The following is a 16,386-nucleotide window of genomic DNA, read 5'->3' as shown; positions in this document are numbered from 1 at the left end:
GTGGATCTGAAAAGTACCCCAAACTGGTCACGCATCCGTCGATCTGCGACAGAACTGAGTAGAACCACTCGCTATTCGGCTTAAGGATGCGCCGCGCTCTCGCATTACCCGACGATCCGCGTCACGGCGGGTCCCTCCGACGGGGGGAGGGGGTCGGTTCCGCGCGCGAACCGACCCCCTTCGATCACGGGCTGCGTCAGCGGCAGCGCGTGGCCGGGCTCGTCACCGCAGGCAGCTCCGTGGAGGCGCCACCGGCCCCGCGAGCGTCCACCGTGACCGAGACCGCCGGCACCGAGCTCAGCGGGGTCGGGACCTTCAGCGACGTCGAGGCGCCCGCGGCGAGCGCCGGCAGCGTCACACTGCCGTACGGCGTGCGGACCGAGAGGGCGACCCGCTCGGTCCCCGCGTTAGCGGCCTTCACCGCGAGGACGGCTTTTCCGCTCACGCAGCTCACGGTCGCAGAGAGGGTCACGCCGAGGTCGCTCGCGACTCCGGCGATCGACTCGCGGAGGCCGCGCTCGGCGGCGTCCACCTCCTCCTGCGTCGCGGTCGACCCGGCGAGCACGACCGCGGCGATCGCGCGGCTCTCGTCGAGGCGCGCGAGCGACTCGGTACTGCCGGTCGAGCGATCGACCGCATCGGCCTCAGCGAGGGCCGACTCGAGCGCTGCGGTGTCGACGGTCGACTCGGCCGCGTCGGCGACGAGGCGCACGTCGTCGAGGACGCCCCAGGCGCCTCCGGCCAGCGCGAACTCGGCCGCGATCTCGACGACTCCGTCAGCGCCGACCACGACGGGAACGGTCGTGGTCGAGAACGAGCTCCAGGTGGTCATCTCGAGCGGCGCGGCGGTCGTGCCGGCGGAGGTCGTCGCACTCAGAGTGCGCACGTCGGAGGCGGTGCCGCCGGTGCCCTGCGTCGTCGCCTGGAGCGTGTACGCGCCGGGCGCGACCCCCGTGAGGGTCTGGCTCGCCGAGGTCGAGTAGGCGTCGGCTCCCCAGAAGGTGACGGCGAAGCCGCCCTCGGACGCGTCACCGGTCTCGGTCCGCGCGGCCGGTCCCGTGAGGGTCCAGGCCGACATGTCCTCGAGCTCGAAGCCCGGGTTCGCGACGAGGTTCGGCGCGACCACGGTCACCGTCGCCGACACCTCGAGACCCGAGTCGGTGCGGCCGGGGACCGTGTACTCGCCGGGGCCGCGGATCCACGAGGCGGCGCCGCTCCAGGTGACGGGGCGGTCCTCGACGGAGCCGTCGTTGAAGTTCACGGCGACGGTCTCGGGCAGCTCCACGGCTCCCCCGTCGACGACGGTGAGCTCGACGGCGTCGACGCCCGTGACGGCGCGCGGAGCGACGGCTCCGGTGTCGACGTAGCGGAACGTGCTGAGCGACTCGAGCGGCGACCCGTCGGCGGCGAAGAGCGCCTGGTTGTCCCAGGCGGAGCCTCCGTAGGCCTCGCCGACGTGCACCGGGTCGTAGTCGCCGGCGGCGCTGCTGGCCCAGCCGGAGCCGTCGCGCTCCCAGAGCAGGCGGTTCTGCTCGAGTGCGCTCGGCGGGCCGACGGGGAGCCACGCCGGCTCCCAGTAGAAGACGCCGATGCCGGCGTCGCCGACCGCGTGCACCGCCGCGATGACGTCGCGGAGCGCCGTGGCCTGACCCTGCACGCTGATCGGGTACTCGTCGGTCGCCGTCGTGGCGTCGATCACGTTGGGGTAGCCGTCGCCGTCCTCGAGGGTGTGCGCCCAGGAGGTCTCGGCGACCATGACCTTCTTGCCGTAGGTCCCGGCGATCTGCGACAGGGCGCCGGTGAGGTTCTCGACGGTGCCGTGCCAGTACGGGTAGTACGAGCTCGCGAACACGTCGTAGTCGACGTCGAACGCGTCGAGGCCGGCTGCGATCGCGGCGTAGCGGCCGGGAGTCTCGGGGTTGGTGAAGTGCACCGCCACCTGGGCGTCGGGCAGCACCTCGCGCACGGCGCTGCTGCCGGCCGAGAACAGCCCGGCGAGCGTCGCGTCCATGTCGGTCGCGGCGCGGGCGTAGCCGGCCATGCCGTTGTTGGTCTCGTTGCCGATCTGCACCATGTCGACGTCGACTCCGGCGTCCTCGAAGCGCTGCAGCGACTCGGCCGTGTAGTCGTGGACGGCCGTGGTGCGGTCGGCGTCGCTCAGGCCGATCCACGCCTTGGGCGAGAGCTGGCGGGCGGGATCGGCCCAGAAGTCGGAGTAGTGGAAGTCGACGAGCAGGCCGAGCCCGGCGGCCGTCGCGCGCTCGCCGATCTCGACGGCGCGGTCGACGTCGACGTCGCCGCCTCCGTAGCCGTCGCCCTCGGCGTCGAACGGGTCGTTCCAGACCCGCACGCGCACCGTGGTGACGCCCTCGTCGGCGAGGACGTCGAAGAGGTCGGCGACCTGTCCGTCGGCGTCGCGGAAGACGACTCCGCTCTCCTCGATCGAGAGGAGGCTCGAGACGTCGGCGCCCTTGATGAAGTCGGGCGAGAGGCCCTCGACGCGGTCGACGAAGATCCCGGCGTCGACCGGCCCGTCGAGGGGAGCGCCGGAGGCGGCGGAGGCGGTCGCCGCCCCGGCGAACGAGCCGAGGAGCGTCGAGACGGCGGCGACGGCCGCGAGGCCGCCTCTCCTCCGAGTGCGTGCAGACATGGGTGTCCTTTCGTGGAGCGGATCCGCCTCGGCCGCGGCGCACGGGGGTGCGGCGGAGGAGGTCCCGGGTGGGGCGGAGGCGAGGCCGTGAGGCGCTCGCGGAGCGGGGGCCGGCGAGCGGCGCACCCCGGTGAGGTGTGGCGAGTTCTCCTTTGAACTGTGTGCGCTCCCAGTCTGCGGAGACGCTCAGAAGACGTCAATACTTCGGAACGGAGTCAACCTGCGTCATTTTCTGTGCGATGGACTGTGAGCGAGCACAGCCTCCGGAGGCGGGTGCGGGAGGCGCCCGTCATACTGGCGACGTGCAGGCCGAGGACGACGAGCGCCACGACGACGAGCGCGGTGGCGAGCGCCGGGACGAGCGCCGGGATCTCGAACGAGCGCTCTACGCGCGGCCCGACGGGAGCGCCGAGACCGAGACCCGCCGGCGCGAGGCCGCACGGCGCCTCCGGAGCGAGTCGGAGATCGCGGCTGCCGACCCGCAGACCGGGAGCGCTCCCGAACTCCTGTCCGAGCGCCCCGTCGCGCCGATCCCCCCGGACACTCCCCCGCCCGAGGAACCCCGCCGGCCCCGACGCCGAGCGGCCCTGATCACCGCGGGAGCCCTCGCGGCCGGACTCGCTCTGGGCGCGGCCGCCGCCTCCGTCGCCCTCGACAGGCCGAGCGCCGAGGCCACCGCGACGCCCACCCCGACCGCGCGGCCGATCGACCGCTTCGAGGACCTCGTCGAGGGCTGGGAGCCGACGACGGATCTGCCCGACGGCTTCGACCTGGTCGCCACCGGTGCGACCGTCTACACCCCGGGTTTCGAGACCGTGCAGGACGACCGGCTGCTGCTCAGCGCGCCCAACGGAACGATGCTGTGCCTCGGGCTGCAGCGGCCCGACGGCACCTTCTCGGTCGGGTGCACGGGGCTCGCCGACTTCTTCGACGGGAACGCTCTGCGGCTGGCGGGCTCGGCGCGGGGTGAGGACTCGCCCGTGTTCACGCGGGTGCAGCTGAATCCCGACGGGACGATCGAGGGCGGATTCCAGCTGGTCGGCGAGGCGGCAGCCGGGGGCTGAGGCGTCCGTGACCGCAGGTGCGCCCGCACAACGAAGGCTGAGCGCCACTGTCCGCCGAGAATTCGGCGATTCCGCCCGTTGAGCCTTACCTAAGCAGCCACCCGGTCATCGAGCGTGCACCTGGAACCGCGGCGGCGAGCCGCTCGCCAGCACGACGTCGCCGTTCAGGAGGCGTGGGAACTCCCGCCCCGTCACCGCGCGGATCCCGGCGCGCAGGAACGCACCGTGACCGACCACGATCACGTCGCCGTCGCCGTCGAGGAGGCGGCGGACGGCGGCGGCGGAGCGCGCGGCGAGCGCCTCGGTCGACTCCGCCTCCGGGTAGTCGCCGCCGGGCCACCGCCGGTGCGCCTCGTCGAGAGCGACCCCCTCGGCGAGGCCGTAGTCGCGCTCGACGAGCCCGTCGTCGACCGCTGCGTCCGGCAGCTCGAGCGCGCGGGCGATCACCGCCGCCGTCTGCCGTGCCCGCAGCAGCGGCGAGCTCACGACACCGCTCCAGGGCCGCGAGCCGCCGAGCACCCGGGCCGCGGCCTCGGCCTGCAGCACGCCGCGGGCGTCGAGCGGGAGGTCGCTGCGGCCCTGCAGGCGCCGCTCGGCGTTCCAGGTCGTCCGGCCGTGGCGGACGAACGCGGCTCTCACGCGGCGACCGGGAACGCGAGGGCCCGCCGGACCGTGACGCCGACCCGCGCCCCGACCGCGGGCCGTGACTCGCTGTGGCAGCGCACCGGGAGCCCCGCCCAGTCGAGGACCACGTCGTTGCCCGCGCGCCCGAAGAGGGACGAGACGACCGTCGCATCCTCCCCCGGGCCGAGCGCGACGTCGTCGGGCAGGATCGCGAGCTCGCACCCGCCGGGCACCGCGTCGTCGATCCGCGACCGCTCCAGGCGCAGCGGATGCTCGTGCGCGGTGAAGCCGTCGACGCCGAGGGTGCCCCGCACGGTCGTGGCGTCCGAGAGGAAGCGGGCGACGAGAGCGGAGGCGGGGCGGGCCACGACCTCGGCCGGCGGGGCGACCTGCTGGATCCGGCCGCCGTCGAGCACGACCACGCGGTCGGCCAGGGCGAGCGCCTCGTCGCGGTCGTGCGTCACGTGCAGCACCGTGAGCCCCATCCGCCGCGTCAGCGACTGCAGCTCGATCCGGAGGCGGTCGCGCAGCGGCTCGTCGAGCGCCGAGAGCGCCTCGTCGAGCAGCAGCACGCGGGGCTCCGCGATCAGGGCCCTGGCGATGGCCACGCGCTGGCGCTGCCCTCCCGAGAGCGTGGCCGGGTCGCGACGCGCGGCGCCGTCGAGGCCCACGAGCTCGAGCATCTCGGCGACGCGGCGGTCGCGCTCGCGCCGCGGGACGCCTCCGCGGCGCAGCGGGTAGTCGACGTTGCGCCCGACCGACCAGTGCGGCCAGACGGCGTGCTGCTGGAAGACCATGCCGAGCCCGCGACCCTCCGGCGGCACGAACGCACCGCCTCCCGAGACCACCGTGTCGTCCAGGCGGACGGTGCCCGCGGTCGGCGCGAGGAAGCCCGCGACCGCGCGCAGCAGCGTCGTCTTGCCCGAGCCCGACGGGCCCACGAGCGCGACGAACTCGCCGTCGGCGATCCGGAGGTCGATGTCGGCGAGGCCGATGGCCCCCGAGGGGTAGCGGAGGGAGAGGGAGTCGAGGGTGACGGAGGCCACGGTGACCTTTCAGCGGGGCGAGCGGGCGGCGAGGCCGAGGCCCGCGAGTCCGACGACGGTGACGAGGAGGGAGAGCGCAGCGGCGGTGTTGTACGAGCCGGCCTGCTGCAGGTTGAAGATGGCGACGCCGAGCGTCTGCGCACCGGGCGAGAGCAGCAGCACCGAGAGCGTCAGCTCGCGGACCGCGGTGAGCACCACGAGGACGGAGCCGGCGATCGCCGCGGGCACGGCCATCCGGCATGAGATGTCGACCAGGGCGCGGAGCCGGCTCGCGCCCGAGATGCGGGCCGCCTCCTCCGCGGTGAGGGGAGTCGCCGCGAGCGGGGCCGCCACCGACTGCACCACGAGCGCGACGAACGAGGTGATGTAGGCGCAGAGGATGAGCCAGGGCGTGTTGAACAGCCCGATCCGCGGCGCGAGGACCAGCCAGGCGACGGCGATGACGAGCCCGGGGATCGCCTGCGGGAGGAGGGCCACGGCCCGGAGTGCCGCGTTGTCGCGGGACCTGGTGCGGGTGGTCACGGTGCCGACGGCCAGGCCGATGACGCCGCAGACCACGCCCGCGCCGAGCGCCAGCAGCACCGAGGTGAGGGCGCCGGTCGCCGTGTTCTTCGCGGTCACGGCGCGGGTGATGTTGTCGAGGGTCAGGTTCTCGAGGGTCAGCGGGACGCCGGGCGCGGGCAGGAGCGCCTGCGACAGCAGGGCGAGCAGCGGCAGGAGGGTGAGCCCTAGCACGATCGTCCAGGTGGCCGCCGCCGCGACATCGCGGGCGGGGCCGAGGGCGAGCAGCTGCGGAGGCGTCGCGGCGGAGTCGAGCTCGACCCGGCGCCGGGCGAGCAGAGCGTCGACGACCAGGGCCGCGACGGCGATCACGAGCAGCACCGCGCCGATGGTGGCGACGACCTCGAGCGGGTTCTCGACCGTGCCCGACTGGATGTAGCGGTAGACGAGCGTCGAGAGGGTGACGTAGCGCTCGGGCAGGCCGATGATCGAGGGGATGCCGAAGTCGGCGAGGTTCGAGACGCCGATCAGCAGCAGCGCCGACGCGATCGCCGGCCGCAGCAGCGGGAGGGTGATCGTCGCGACCGCCCGGAGCGCCGAGGCGCCGCCGATCCGCGCCGCGAGCTCGAGGTCTCCGGGGATCCGGCGCAGGGCGGCCGAGACGATGAGCATCGCGATCGGATAGCTGTGCACGGTGAGGAGGAACACCACTCCGTCACCGCCGTAGATGCTCCAGAGCGGGCCGCCGGTGAGGCCGCGCCACCAGAGGTTGACGGCACTCGTCGGGCCGGCGATCCCGACCCAGGCGATGGCGCCGACGAACGGCGGCACGAGAAGGGGGCTGAGGGCGACCATCCGCAGGACTCGGCGGCCCGGCAGATCTGTGCGGTCGAGCAGCACCGCGAACAGGGTGCCGACCGCGACCGCGAGGACCGCGGACACGGCGGAGGAGACGAGGCTGTTGACTCCGGCCTCGACCACGTCGCCCTCGAGCAGCACCCCGAGGTGGTCGCCCCCGGCCGCCAGGACGAGCACGGTGCCCAGCGGGACGAGGACGAGCGCGGCGCAGAGCGCCCAGAGGACGACCCGCACCGCGCCCAGCGACCCCCGCCGTCGGGAGACGGCGAGGGTCGGCAGAGGGGTCGCGCTCACTACTGGAAGAGCTCGGTGAAGGTCGCGACGGCCGCGTCCTGGCTGTCGCGGATCGTCTGCAGGTCGGGCGAGAGCACGGTGATCTCGTCCATCGAGGGCGCGCCCTCGGGGGTGCCGACGTCGGAGCGGACGGGGAGGTAGGACTGCTCGACCGCGAGGGTCTGCCCGGCCTCGCTCACGAGGAAGTCGACGAACGCCTCGGACGCCTCCTGGGCGTCGGTGTCGGCGAAGATGCCGGCCGGCTGCGAGACGTAGGGCACGCCCTCGGTCGGGTACGAGACGGCGATCGGCGAGCCCTGCGCCGCGAGCTCGCGCACCAGGTAGTCGACGACGACGCCGACCGGCTGGGTCCCCGAGGCGACGGCCTGCGAGACGGGGCCGTTGCTGTCGGCGATCACGGGGCGATTGGCGGCGAGGGCGGTCAGCCACTCCTCGCCCAGGGCCGGCTCGTCGAGCCAGACGGCCGCGTTGTAGGCGGCGGCACCCGAGACGTCGGGGTTGGGCATCACGAGCTTGTCGGCGTACTGGGAGTCGGTGAGGTCCTGCCACGAGGTGGGGGCGTCGGCCTCGTCGATCATGCCCGTGTTGTAGGCGATCACCGTCGGGATGATGCGGGTGCCGGTGTAGTAGCCCTCGGGGTCGACGACGTCGGGGTTCAGCGCGTCGACGTCGGCGGGGCTGTACTGCAGCAGCAGGTCCTCGGCGGCGTAGTCCTCGAAGGTGCCGGAGTCGGCGGCGAGGAGCACGTCGGCCTGGACGGCGCCGGCCGTCCGCTCGGACTCGATGCGGGCGGTCAGGTCGCCGGTGCCGGCGCGGAAGACCTCGACGGTGACCTCGGGGTGCACCTCGTTGAAGGCCGCGACGAGGGCGTCGGCCTTCTCCTGCGGCTCGGAGGTGTAGAGGGTGATCGTGGCGGGCTCGAGCGCGTCGGCGCTCTCGGCGGCGGGGGCGGAGGGGGCGGTGCCGCTGCAGCCGGCGAGGAGCGCGGTCGAGAGGGCGAACGCCGAGACGGCGGCCGTGCGGAGGAGGCGGGGCATGGGGGTTCCTTCGGGTTGCGGTCGGGTCGGGCGCTTCTCGGGTCAGGCGCTTGTCGGGTCAGGCGCAGACGGACGCGCGTCGCGCGACCGAGGTGAAGAGGGGCTCGGGGCTGCGCAGGCTCATCGTCGTGCCGGTGACGGAGTCGTCGCCGAGCTGCACGAGCGAGAACATCGCCGAGTCGTGGCCGCTCACGCGGTCGGGCCCGGCGTTCATCACCTGGTGGTAGGCGAGCGACGGGCCGACCGAGACGGGGATCGAGCGCACCACCGCGCCGAGCGGATGGTGGAAGTGCCCGGCGAGGAGGACGCGGACGTCGGTCCCGGCCAGGACGTCGAGGAGCGCCTCCGCGTCGCGCAGACCCTGCTGCGCGAGCGTCGGCAGCGGCGACGGGAGCGGCGGGTGGTGCAGGGCGACGACGCTGCCGAGGGGAGCCGGAGTCGCCAGGCTGTCGGCGAGCCATGCGAGCCGCGAGGGGCCGAGCGCGCCGTCGTGCGAGTCGAGCAGCACGAGGCGGAGCCCGCCGAGCTCGACGACGCGGTCGTGGCCCGACCCGTGACCCGGGAGCACGCGTGCCGCCTCCGGATCGTCGTGGTTGCCGAGCGTGGTGAGGACCGGCACGCCGACCGCGTCCTGCAGCCGGACGAGCGCCCGCGCCAGAGCGGGGTACGCCCCGCGGTGTCCGCGCTGGACCAGGTCGCCGGTGATGACGATCGCCTCGGGAGTGATGCCCGCGTCGACGACGTAGGCGCCGACGCGCTCGAGCCGCTCGAGACCGTCGACGGCGCCGTAGAGCAGCTCGCCGTCAGTCGCGTGGACGTCGCTGAGGTGCACGAGGGTGGTGCGGCCGGTCGCGGTGCTCACGCGTCCGCTCCGGTGCTCGCGCCCGCCACCGGGGCTGCGTCGATGCCCGCCATGCCGCCCCCTCTTCGTTCCCGCCGTTCCGCGCGCCGCGGAATCCCGTTACGGATTCAGGGTGGGCGTCGGGGGTGAACGACGGGTGACGGGGACGAGGACGGGGCGCGAACCCTCAGAGCTCGTCGGCGAGGGCGCCCGCGACGACCTGCTGCATCTCGGCGCCGGCCGAGCCGATCCGCCGGGCGAGGAGGGCGTGCAGCACGTGCAGGACGACCGACTGGTTCAGGCGGCTCAGGAAGGGATCGACCCCCTCCTCCCCTCCCGCGGGCGCCGCGACCAGCGCGACGGTGCACAGGCGCACGATCGGCGAGCGCCCGAAGCCGGTCACCGCGACGACGTCGGCGCCCCGATCGGCGGCCGCGCGGCAGGCGGTGAGGGTGTGCGCGTTCGCTCCGGAGTAGCTCACCGCGAGGCAGACGTCGCCCGGCCGCAGGGAGTGCGCGGCGAACTGCTGCGCGAGCACGTCGCCCGGCGCCTCGACCGAGCGGCCGAGGGTGCTCAGCCGCATCGCCGCGTCCTGGAGCGGCGGGCCCGAGAAGCCGTTGCCGACGAGCACGAGCCTCCGCGCCCCGGCGATCAGGCCGACCGCACGATCGACCGCCTCGCGATCGAGGCTCTCCTGCCCGATCCGCAGCGCCGTCACCGCGGCGTCGAAGACGGAGCCGATCTCGTCGCGGCCCTGGGGCTGGGCGGCGGGCGTCGCGCGGGCGAGCTCGAGGCGCAGATGCTGGAAGCCCCGGAAGCCGAGCTTCTGGCAGGCGCGGATGACGGTGGCCGCCGACGCCTGCGCGGCCGTCGCGAGCTCGGAGGTCGACCACTCGACGACCTCGTGCGGAGACGCGAGCACCACGGCCGCGACGCGCCGCTCGCTCGGCCCCAGCTGACTGGCCCCCGCGCGGATCCGGGCGAGCAGCGTGCTCTCGGCGGCGTGCTCGTGCTGCGAGGACATCCGCGGATCATAACGAACGAGCGTGACCGGGACGCCCTGCCACCCACTGCTGGCGTGAGATGATCGACAGACGACGGCGAAAGGGATGTCCGATGGGCCAGCTGATCTACGGGATAGCTCCCGCGATCATGATCGACGACCGGGCACTGCGCCACGCCGAGGCGGTCATCATCTCGAAGCTGCGCCGCAACGAGAGCTTCTCGTTCCACTGGGACGGCGAGCCGCACGTGGGCGAGGACGTCGCCATCGAGAACCGCGGCAAGCACGGCAGCATCTGGGTCTCGAAGAGCTCGTCGCTCTACTTCAGCTACGACGAGTACTCGAACGAGCCGCTGAACCGCGCCTGGATCGACCTGCTGCTGCGCGCCGCGGCCACCCCCGCCGGGCTGCGCGTGCTGCCCGAGCCGGGGACCGAGGGCTAGAGGCCTCGGGCCCGGCGCCCGCTCAGGCCTGGCGCGGGGCGGCCGGCTCCGGGACGAGCTGGAGACCGCTCTGCGAGCTGGCGGCGATCATCATCGCCTCGATCCAGTCGCGGTTGATCGCCGGCTGACGGCCGCCGTGGAACCGGTACGAGATCGGCACCGACGGGTGCAGCCAGATCTTCATCCGGCCGCCGCCCAGCTCCTGGCCCTGCGACCACGAGAAGGCGAACGACTCGTCGCGCCGCAGCTTGGCGGTGATGACGATCTCGAGATGGGCGAGGACGCGGTCCTCGAACGGGGCCTCGATGCCTCCGGGGTAGTTCAGCATTCCCACGGGATGCTCCGTCCTCCGGCCGGCCGGCCGTTCTGCGCGCAGGAGGATCCGACGCCGCCCTCCAGTCTCCCAGGCTCGGATGCGAAACGCCCGGTGCGGGGCGGACGGGGGGCACAGGGCATCCTCCGACGCGCGCGCACAGCGGATGCCGGGGCGCGCGGGCCAGGATGCAGGCACCACCACCACTCGACCGGGAGGCCCCGTGCCCGCCAGCACCCAGACCCACGACTACGACGTCGCCGTGATCGGAGCCGGACCCGCCGGCACCGCCGCCGCCCTGCGCGCCGCCGAGCTCGGCGCGAGCGTCGTCGTCCTCGAGGCCGCCCGCGTCGGCGGCACCTGCGTCAACACCGGCTGCGTGCCGACCCGGGTGCTCGCGAAGACGGCGCGGATCATCCGCGAGGCGCGCACCGCCTCCGACTACGGCGTCGACGTCGGCACCCCGGCGATCGACTGGCCCGCGACCGTGCGGCACGTGCACGAGCGCGTCGACAAGGTGCGCTCGATCAAGCGCGAGGCCGAGCGCTTCGCCGACGCGGGCGTCGAGCTGGTGCACGAGGGCCGCGCGCGGTTCGTCGACGAGAGCACCCTCGTGCTCGACAGCGGCCGCCGCCTCACCGCGCGCTCGATCCTGATCTGCGTCGGCGGCCACTCGCGCCGCCTCCCGATCCCCGGCGCCGAGCTGGCCACGGTCCCCGAGGACGTGCTGGCGCTGCCCTCGCTCCCCCGCCGGGTCGCGGTCATCGGCGGTGGCAACACCGGCGCCCAGCTCGTCACGGTCTTCAACGCCTTCGGCTCGGAGGTGACGCTGCTCGATCTCGCGCCGCGCATCCTGACCACCTCCGACGCGAGCATCTCGGAGTACGTCGCCGCGGCCTTCGTCCGCCAGGGCGTGCACGTGCACACCGGCATCGAGACCGTCGAGCGGCTCGACCGCGCCGAGGACGGGGCGATCGACATCCGCTGGCGCGAGGGCGGCGAGACCCGCACCGAGCGCATGGACGCGGTGATCATGGCGACCGGCTGGCCCGCCGACGTCGAGGATCTCGGGCTCGAGAACGCGGGCATCGAGGTCGTCCGCTCGGCGATCCCGGCCGATCAGTACTTCCGCACCGTCGTGCCGCACGTCTTCGCGGTCGGCGACGCGAACGGGCGCGACATGCTCGTGCAGGCGGCGCAGTTCGAGGCGGAGGCGGCGGCCGAGAACGCGGTGCTCGGCGCCAACCGCCGCAGCCCCCAGCACCTGCTCCCGGCGGGCGGATTCACGGATCCCGACTACGCGGGCGTCGGCTTCACGATCGAGCAGGCCCGCGAGCGCGACGCGCAGTGCGTCGTCGCGTCGGTGCCGTTCTCGGGCCTGGACCGCGCCGTGATCGACGATCGCGAGAGCGGGTTCCTCACTCTGATCGCCGACCGCCGCCGCGAGCTGCTGCTCGGCGCGCACGCCGTCGGCGAGAACGCGATCGAGGTGGTGCAGTCGGTCACGACGGCGATGGCGGCCGGAGTCGACGTGGCGACTCTCGCCAACGTGCGGTTCGCGTACCCGACCTACAGCGCCGTGATCGGGATGGCGGCGCGGGCGCTGCTCGCCGAGCCGGCGCGGCCGACCGAGCTCGACTAGCCGATCTTCGCGAGAGGCGCCAGCCCCATCGGAGCGGGGTGGCGCCTCCGAATGATGGGGAGCGGGCACTCCGCCCGCCGCCCTGAGAGGAACCCCCGTGCCGATCTCCGCCGTCGACTACGCCCACATCCGCCTGACCGTCCGGGACATCGCCGTCTCGCGCGCGTTCTACGACTCCGTCTTCGGCTTCGACGTCGCCTACGAGGCGCCGCCCGCCGACGCGCCCGCGGAGGAGAAGGAGAAGCTCGCCTTCCTGTTCGGCGGCGTGATCTACCAGTTCCCCGGCGGCCTCCTCGGCCTGCGCCCGGTCGCCGAGGCCGGCGACAGCTTCGACGAGGACCGCGTCGGGCTCGACCACCTGAGCTTCGCGGTGGGCAGCGCCGACGAGCTGAAGGCGGCCGCGGCCGTCCTCGACGAGCTCGGCATCGCGCACGAGCCGATCAAGGACGCCGGCGGCCAGAGCATCCTCGAGTTCCGCGACCCCGACAACATCGCGCTCGAGATCTCCGCGGCGAGCTGAGCGACTCGGTTCTCATCGCACAACGTCAGCTGAGAGGGGACGTCGCGCACCATCGTGGCTGCGACGGCCTCTCAGCTGACGTTGTGCGGCGTGCGATCAGCGGCGCCAGAGGTACGGAGTGGTCGTCGACACCTTCACGAGGCCCGAGCGCTCGAGGATCGGGCGCGAGTACTCGGTCGAGTCGCTGTGCACGAGCGTCCGGCCGAGGTCCAGGCCCGAGCGGGCCCGAGCGGCGGTGAGGGCGCGGTAGATCCCGCGCCCTCGGTACTCCTCGAGCGTCGCACCGCCCCAGATGCCGACGACGTCGCTGCAGGGCACGGGCTCGAGGCGCCCGCCGCTGACCATGCGGCCGTCGACCTCGGCGACCCAGAGCTCCATGCCGTCGGCACGGGCGAGCCGGACGACCAGCGAGTCGGCGATGCCGGTGTCGACCTCCTCGCCGAACGCGGCGTCGATCATGGCGCTGAAGGCGCGCACGTCGGGCTCGTCGACGACCCGGCGGAGGGTCACCCCGTCCGGCACGGGGGCGTCGCGGGTGAGCGCCTCGAGCGGGCCGATCATGATCGACTCCGTCTCCTCCGGGGCGAAGCCGTGCTCGATCAGGGCCTCGTGGAGCCCGGGAGCGCGGTCGTGGCCGCGGGTCTTCCACTCGACCTTGCGGATGCCGGGGTCGGCCTCGAAGTGCGCGCGGGCAGCGGCGACCAGCTCGCGGATCGCCTCCGCCTCCGCACCGCCGAGATCGCGGTAGGTCACGAAGCCGCGCCCGGCGGCGAAGGTCACCAGGCGGAGGGGGCCGACTCGCGTCACCGAGACGGCGCTCGGGGTCTCGGCGTCGGTGCGGAGCTGGTCGTCGTAGACCCGGAGGTAGTCGCTGATCATCGCGCCCACGCTACGGGAGGTGCCGCGATGTCGGTGCCCGTCGCTACGGTCTGGGCATGACCTTCGCGAATGTCGGCACCCTCGGTGCCCTGCCCGGACGCCGCGGCGACCTCGTCGCCCTGCTCACCGCCCGCAACGACGCGCTCGAGCGCGTCGGCTGCCTCGCCTACGAGGTGGGCGTCTCGGAGGAGGCGCCCGACACGGTGTTCGTCGTCGAGCTGTGGACGAGCGCCGAGGCGCACCGCGCGTCGCTCGAGCTGCCCGAGGTGCAGGCGGCGATCGCCGCCGCCCGCCCGCTGCTGAGCGGCGAGTACGGCGGCTTCCGCTTCGACGTCGTCGGGTCGCCGCTGCGCGACTGACCGCGCCCGAGCGCTCAGCCCAGGTGGCTGCGCAGCGGTGGGTCGCCGCCGGCGCGAGACGCGGTGACGGCCGCGACACGGGCCGCCCACCGGCCGATCCGCGCGAGCTCGTCCTCGTCGAGCACGGCCGCGGGAGCGTCGAGGCGGGCGTCGATCAGCGCACCCATCGCGGAGTCGCCGGCGCCGACCGTGTCGACGACCTCGACCCGTTCGGCGGGAACGTGGACGCGCCCGGCCCTCGACGCGAGGACCAGGCCGTCGCCTCCGAGGGTGACGACCGCGAGGGAGGTTCCGGAGGCGAGGAGGGCGTCGAGGACGGCGTCGACCGATCGCCCGGGGTGCAGCCACCGGGCGTCCTCGTCGCTGAGCTTCACCGTGTCGCACCGCGGGAGGAGCTGCTCGACGATCCCGAGCACGTCGCGGCGGGACGGCAGCAGATCGGCGCGGATGTTGGGGTCGAGACTCAGCGTCGTCCCCTCGGGCAGGCGGCCGATCAGGTCGGCCACCCGGCCGGCCCCCGGAGCGAGGAAGACGGCGGCCGACCCTGTGTGGACGTGCGAGGCCCCGGCCGGATCCACCGGATCCGGATCCCACGACAGGTCGAAGTCGTAGCGAGCGGATCCGTCGGCGCCGATGCGCGCGACGGCGCTCGAGGTGCTCCCCCGCCCCGTCGCGCGGACACGCACGCCGGAGGCGCCGAGGTGCGCGCGCGCCCGCTCCCCGCGGGCGTCGTCGCCGAGGTCGGTCGCGAAGCCCACCGGTCGCCCGAGCCGGGCGAGCGTCAGCGCGACGATCGCGGGAGAGCCGCCGACGTGCTCCCGCCGGTGCCCGTCCTGCTCGACGACGTCGATCACGGTCTCGCCGACGACGAGGACGCCACCCGTCGTCACTCGGCCGCCTCCCGGACGCGGAGGGTGGTGAACGGAGCGGTCGGGAACACCAGCTGCGTCAGCGTGCTGAGCCCTCCCCCGAGGAAGATCTCGACGACCGAGGCGTCGATGACGATGCGGATCGCCACTCGGCCGGACTCGTCCGGCGCGGGCAGGGGCGCCCAGTCCACCGAGGGGAACGACGGAGCGAAGTCGACGGAGCCGCTGCGGGTGCGGTCGCAGGTCAGGACGCCCTCGCCCGCGTCGACGGTGATGACCACCTCGTCGTCGGTCTCGTCGGTGAGGAGGCGGAGCTCGCTCCGGTCGCCGGGGAGGCACGACACACTGACGTCGAAGACGGTGCAGGCGCGCGCCGCCGCGCCCGCAGGGAGGACGGGCCGCTGCGCGAGCGCGAGCCGCCCGTCGACTCCGGCGACGAGGTCGAGCTCGCGAACGAGCGACATCGTCGACCGCCACGGCCCGGTGGGTGTCGCGTCGGCGTAGTCCCAGTTGCTGGCCCAGGCGATCGTGAGCCGGCGCTCGTCGGGGGCGTCGTTGAACGAGACGGCGGCGTAGTAGTCGCGGCCGTAGTCGAGCCAGTCGTAGTCGGCGAGGTCGGTGGAGTCGCTGATCCGATCGGCGGTGAAGGTCGTGCCGTCGAAGTCCCCGACGAAGTACTGGCTGCCGGATCCCCCGGCGACGCCGCCCGGGTTCAGGCTGACGATGAGGAGCCACTTGGTCTCCTCCGTCCCCCGGATGCGCAGCGGGAAGAGATCGGGGCACTCCCAGACGCCGCCGACGGCGTGCGCCGGGCCGAAGTCGGAGCGGCGGGTCCACGTCTTCAGGTCGTCCGAGGTGTAGACGACGACGCGGCGCTCGACGGCCTCGACGGCGACCATCACCCAGTGGCCGTCGTCACCGCCGAACCAGAAGACCTTCGGGTCGCGGAACTCCGCCGATCCGATGTCGAGAACGGGATTGCCCGCGTAGCGGGTCCAGGTCGCGCCGTCGTCGAGACTGAACGCGAGGGCCTGTGCCTGGGAGGCGCCGGTGCCGTCGGCGAGCGGCGCTCGGGCGGCGGTGTAGACGGCGACGAGGGCCGTCTCTCCGGGGCCCGCGAAGCCGGCTGTGTTGCGGACGTCGGCCACGGCGCTGCCCGAGAAGGCCATCTCCCCGTCGAGGACGGGGATCGCGACCGGCTGCTCCGTCCACGACACGAGATCGGTCGAGGTCGCGTGACCCCAGGACATGTTGCCCCAGGTGCTCCCGCTCGGGTTGTTCTGGAAGAACAGATGGTACGTACCGTTGTGGAAGAGCAGCCCGTTGGGGTCGTTCAGCCAGGTCGATCCGGCGGTGAAGTGCGCGGCCGGACGCCAGGCGTCGGTCGTCGTGATGGTGGTCACAGGGGCTCCTGAGTGAGGGGATCGGTGCGGCCGGACGGGG

General features: G+C 73.7%; 16 protein-coding genes. 5 read left to right on the top strand and 11 right to left on the bottom strand.

The window, feature by feature from the left end:
• Positions 1 to 196: 196 nt before the first annotated feature.
• Positions 197 to 2,650 carry a glycosyl hydrolase 53 family protein gene (locus tag GRS92_RS07960; protein WP_159855012.1) on the bottom strand — a complete coding sequence of 818 codons (2,454 nt, stop codon included), beginning with the start codon at positions 2,648 to 2,650 and terminating at the stop codon, positions 197 to 199.
• Between the two features lie 302 nt (positions 2,651 to 2,952).
• Between GRS92_RS07960 and GRS92_RS07955 the strand changes: the two genes are divergently transcribed.
• Positions 2,953 to 3,714, top strand: a complete 762-nt coding sequence (locus tag GRS92_RS07955) for a hypothetical protein (protein ID WP_159855010.1) — start codon at positions 2,953 to 2,955, stop codon at positions 3,712 to 3,714.
• Between the two features lie 105 nt (positions 3,715 to 3,819).
• On the opposite strand, the gene GRS92_RS07950 is transcribed toward GRS92_RS07955, so the two are convergent.
• From GRS92_RS07950 to GRS92_RS07925, 6 genes are all read right to left on the bottom strand, one after another.
• Positions 3,820 to 4,353: a histidine phosphatase family protein gene (locus GRS92_RS07950; protein ID WP_159855008.1), complete on the bottom strand. Its 534-nt coding sequence runs from the start codon at positions 4,351 to 4,353 to the stop codon at positions 3,820 to 3,822.
• A complete protein-coding gene (locus GRS92_RS07945; protein ID WP_159855006.1) occupies positions 4,350 to 5,384 on the bottom strand; it encodes an ABC transporter ATP-binding protein in 1,035 nt (344 codons plus the stop codon). Before GRS92_RS07945 ends, GRS92_RS07950 begins: the two co-directional genes overlap by 4 nt.
• A gap of 9 nt (positions 5,385 to 5,393) precedes the next feature.
• Entirely contained in the window at positions 5,394 to 7,037 is a 1,644-nt protein-coding gene (locus GRS92_RS07940; RefSeq protein ID WP_235021882.1) for an ABC transporter permease, read from the bottom strand.
• On the bottom strand, positions 7,037 to 8,074 hold the full coding sequence (locus GRS92_RS07935) for an ABC transporter substrate-binding protein (protein WP_159855004.1): 1,038 nt from the start codon (positions 8,072 to 8,074) through the stop codon (positions 7,037 to 7,039). Before GRS92_RS07935 ends, GRS92_RS07940 begins: the two co-directional genes overlap by 1 nt.
• A gap of 58 nt (positions 8,075 to 8,132) precedes the next feature.
• A complete protein-coding gene (locus GRS92_RS07930) occupies positions 8,133 to 8,936 on the bottom strand; it encodes a metallophosphoesterase (protein WP_159855002.1) in 804 nt (267 codons plus the stop codon).
• 166 nt (positions 8,937 to 9,102) lie between these two features.
• Positions 9,103 to 9,939: a MurR/RpiR family transcriptional regulator gene (locus GRS92_RS07925; protein WP_159855000.1), complete on the bottom strand. Its 837-nt coding sequence runs from the start codon at positions 9,937 to 9,939 to the stop codon at positions 9,103 to 9,105.
• A gap of 92 nt (positions 9,940 to 10,031) precedes the next feature.
• On the opposite strand from GRS92_RS07925, the gene GRS92_RS07920 reads away from it, so the two are divergent.
• Positions 10,032 to 10,361, top strand: coding sequence for a DUF7882 family protein (locus GRS92_RS07920; RefSeq protein WP_159854998.1), 330 nt, complete (start codon positions 10,032 to 10,034; stop codon positions 10,359 to 10,361).
• A gap of 22 nt (positions 10,362 to 10,383) precedes the next feature.
• On the opposite strand, the gene GRS92_RS07915 is transcribed toward GRS92_RS07920, so the two are convergent.
• Positions 10,384 to 10,689: a DUF7882 family protein gene (locus GRS92_RS07915; protein WP_204162120.1), complete on the bottom strand. Its 306-nt coding sequence runs from the start codon at positions 10,687 to 10,689 to the stop codon at positions 10,384 to 10,386.
• Positions 10,690 to 10,897: 208 nt separating this feature from the next.
• Between GRS92_RS07915 and GRS92_RS19000 the strand changes: the two genes are divergently transcribed.
• Both GRS92_RS19000 and GRS92_RS07905 read left to right on the top strand, forming a co-directional pair.
• On the top strand, positions 10,898 to 12,316 hold the full coding sequence (locus GRS92_RS19000; RefSeq protein ID WP_268817140.1) for a dihydrolipoyl dehydrogenase family protein: 1,419 nt from the start codon (positions 10,898 to 10,900) through the stop codon (positions 12,314 to 12,316).
• A 97-nt stretch (positions 12,317 to 12,413) separates the two neighbouring features.
• A complete protein-coding gene (locus tag GRS92_RS07905; protein ID WP_159854992.1) occupies positions 12,414 to 12,836 on the top strand; it encodes a VOC family protein in 423 nt (140 codons plus the stop codon).
• A 96-nt stretch (positions 12,837 to 12,932) separates the two neighbouring features.
• On the opposite strand, the gene GRS92_RS07900 is transcribed toward GRS92_RS07905, so the two are convergent.
• Positions 12,933 to 13,715 carry a GNAT family N-acetyltransferase gene (locus tag GRS92_RS07900; RefSeq protein WP_159854990.1) on the bottom strand — a complete coding sequence of 261 codons (783 nt, stop codon included), beginning with the start codon at positions 13,713 to 13,715 and terminating at the stop codon, positions 12,933 to 12,935.
• Positions 13,716 to 13,771: 56 nt separating this feature from the next.
• Between GRS92_RS07900 and GRS92_RS07895 the strand changes: the two genes are divergently transcribed.
• Positions 13,772 to 14,074 carry a putative quinol monooxygenase gene (locus GRS92_RS07895; RefSeq protein WP_159854988.1) on the top strand — a complete coding sequence of 101 codons (303 nt, stop codon included), beginning with the start codon at positions 13,772 to 13,774 and terminating at the stop codon, positions 14,072 to 14,074.
• 14 nt (positions 14,075 to 14,088) lie between these two features.
• On the opposite strand, the gene GRS92_RS07890 is transcribed toward GRS92_RS07895, so the two are convergent.
• Complete coding sequence (locus GRS92_RS07890; protein ID WP_159854986.1) at positions 14,089 to 14,964, bottom strand: carbohydrate kinase family protein; 876 nt, start codon at positions 14,962 to 14,964, stop codon at positions 14,089 to 14,091.
• The gene (locus tag GRS92_RS07885) at positions 14,961 to 16,346 is read right to left on the bottom strand and encodes a glycoside hydrolase family 32 protein (RefSeq protein WP_159854984.1); all 1,386 of its coding nucleotides are present in this window, start codon (positions 16,344 to 16,346) and stop codon (positions 14,961 to 14,963) included. Before GRS92_RS07885 ends, GRS92_RS07890 begins: the two co-directional genes overlap by 4 nt.
• Between the last annotated feature and the right edge of the window lie 40 nt (positions 16,347 to 16,386).

The sequence above is a fragment of the Rathayibacter sp. VKM Ac-2754 genome (assembly GCF_009807095.1).
Lineage (GTDB): Bacteria > Actinomycetota > Actinomycetes > Actinomycetales > Microbacteriaceae > Rathayibacter.
The sequence above is the reverse complement of the archived record's forward strand: the minus strand, read 5'-3'. Positions and strand labels throughout refer to the sequence as shown.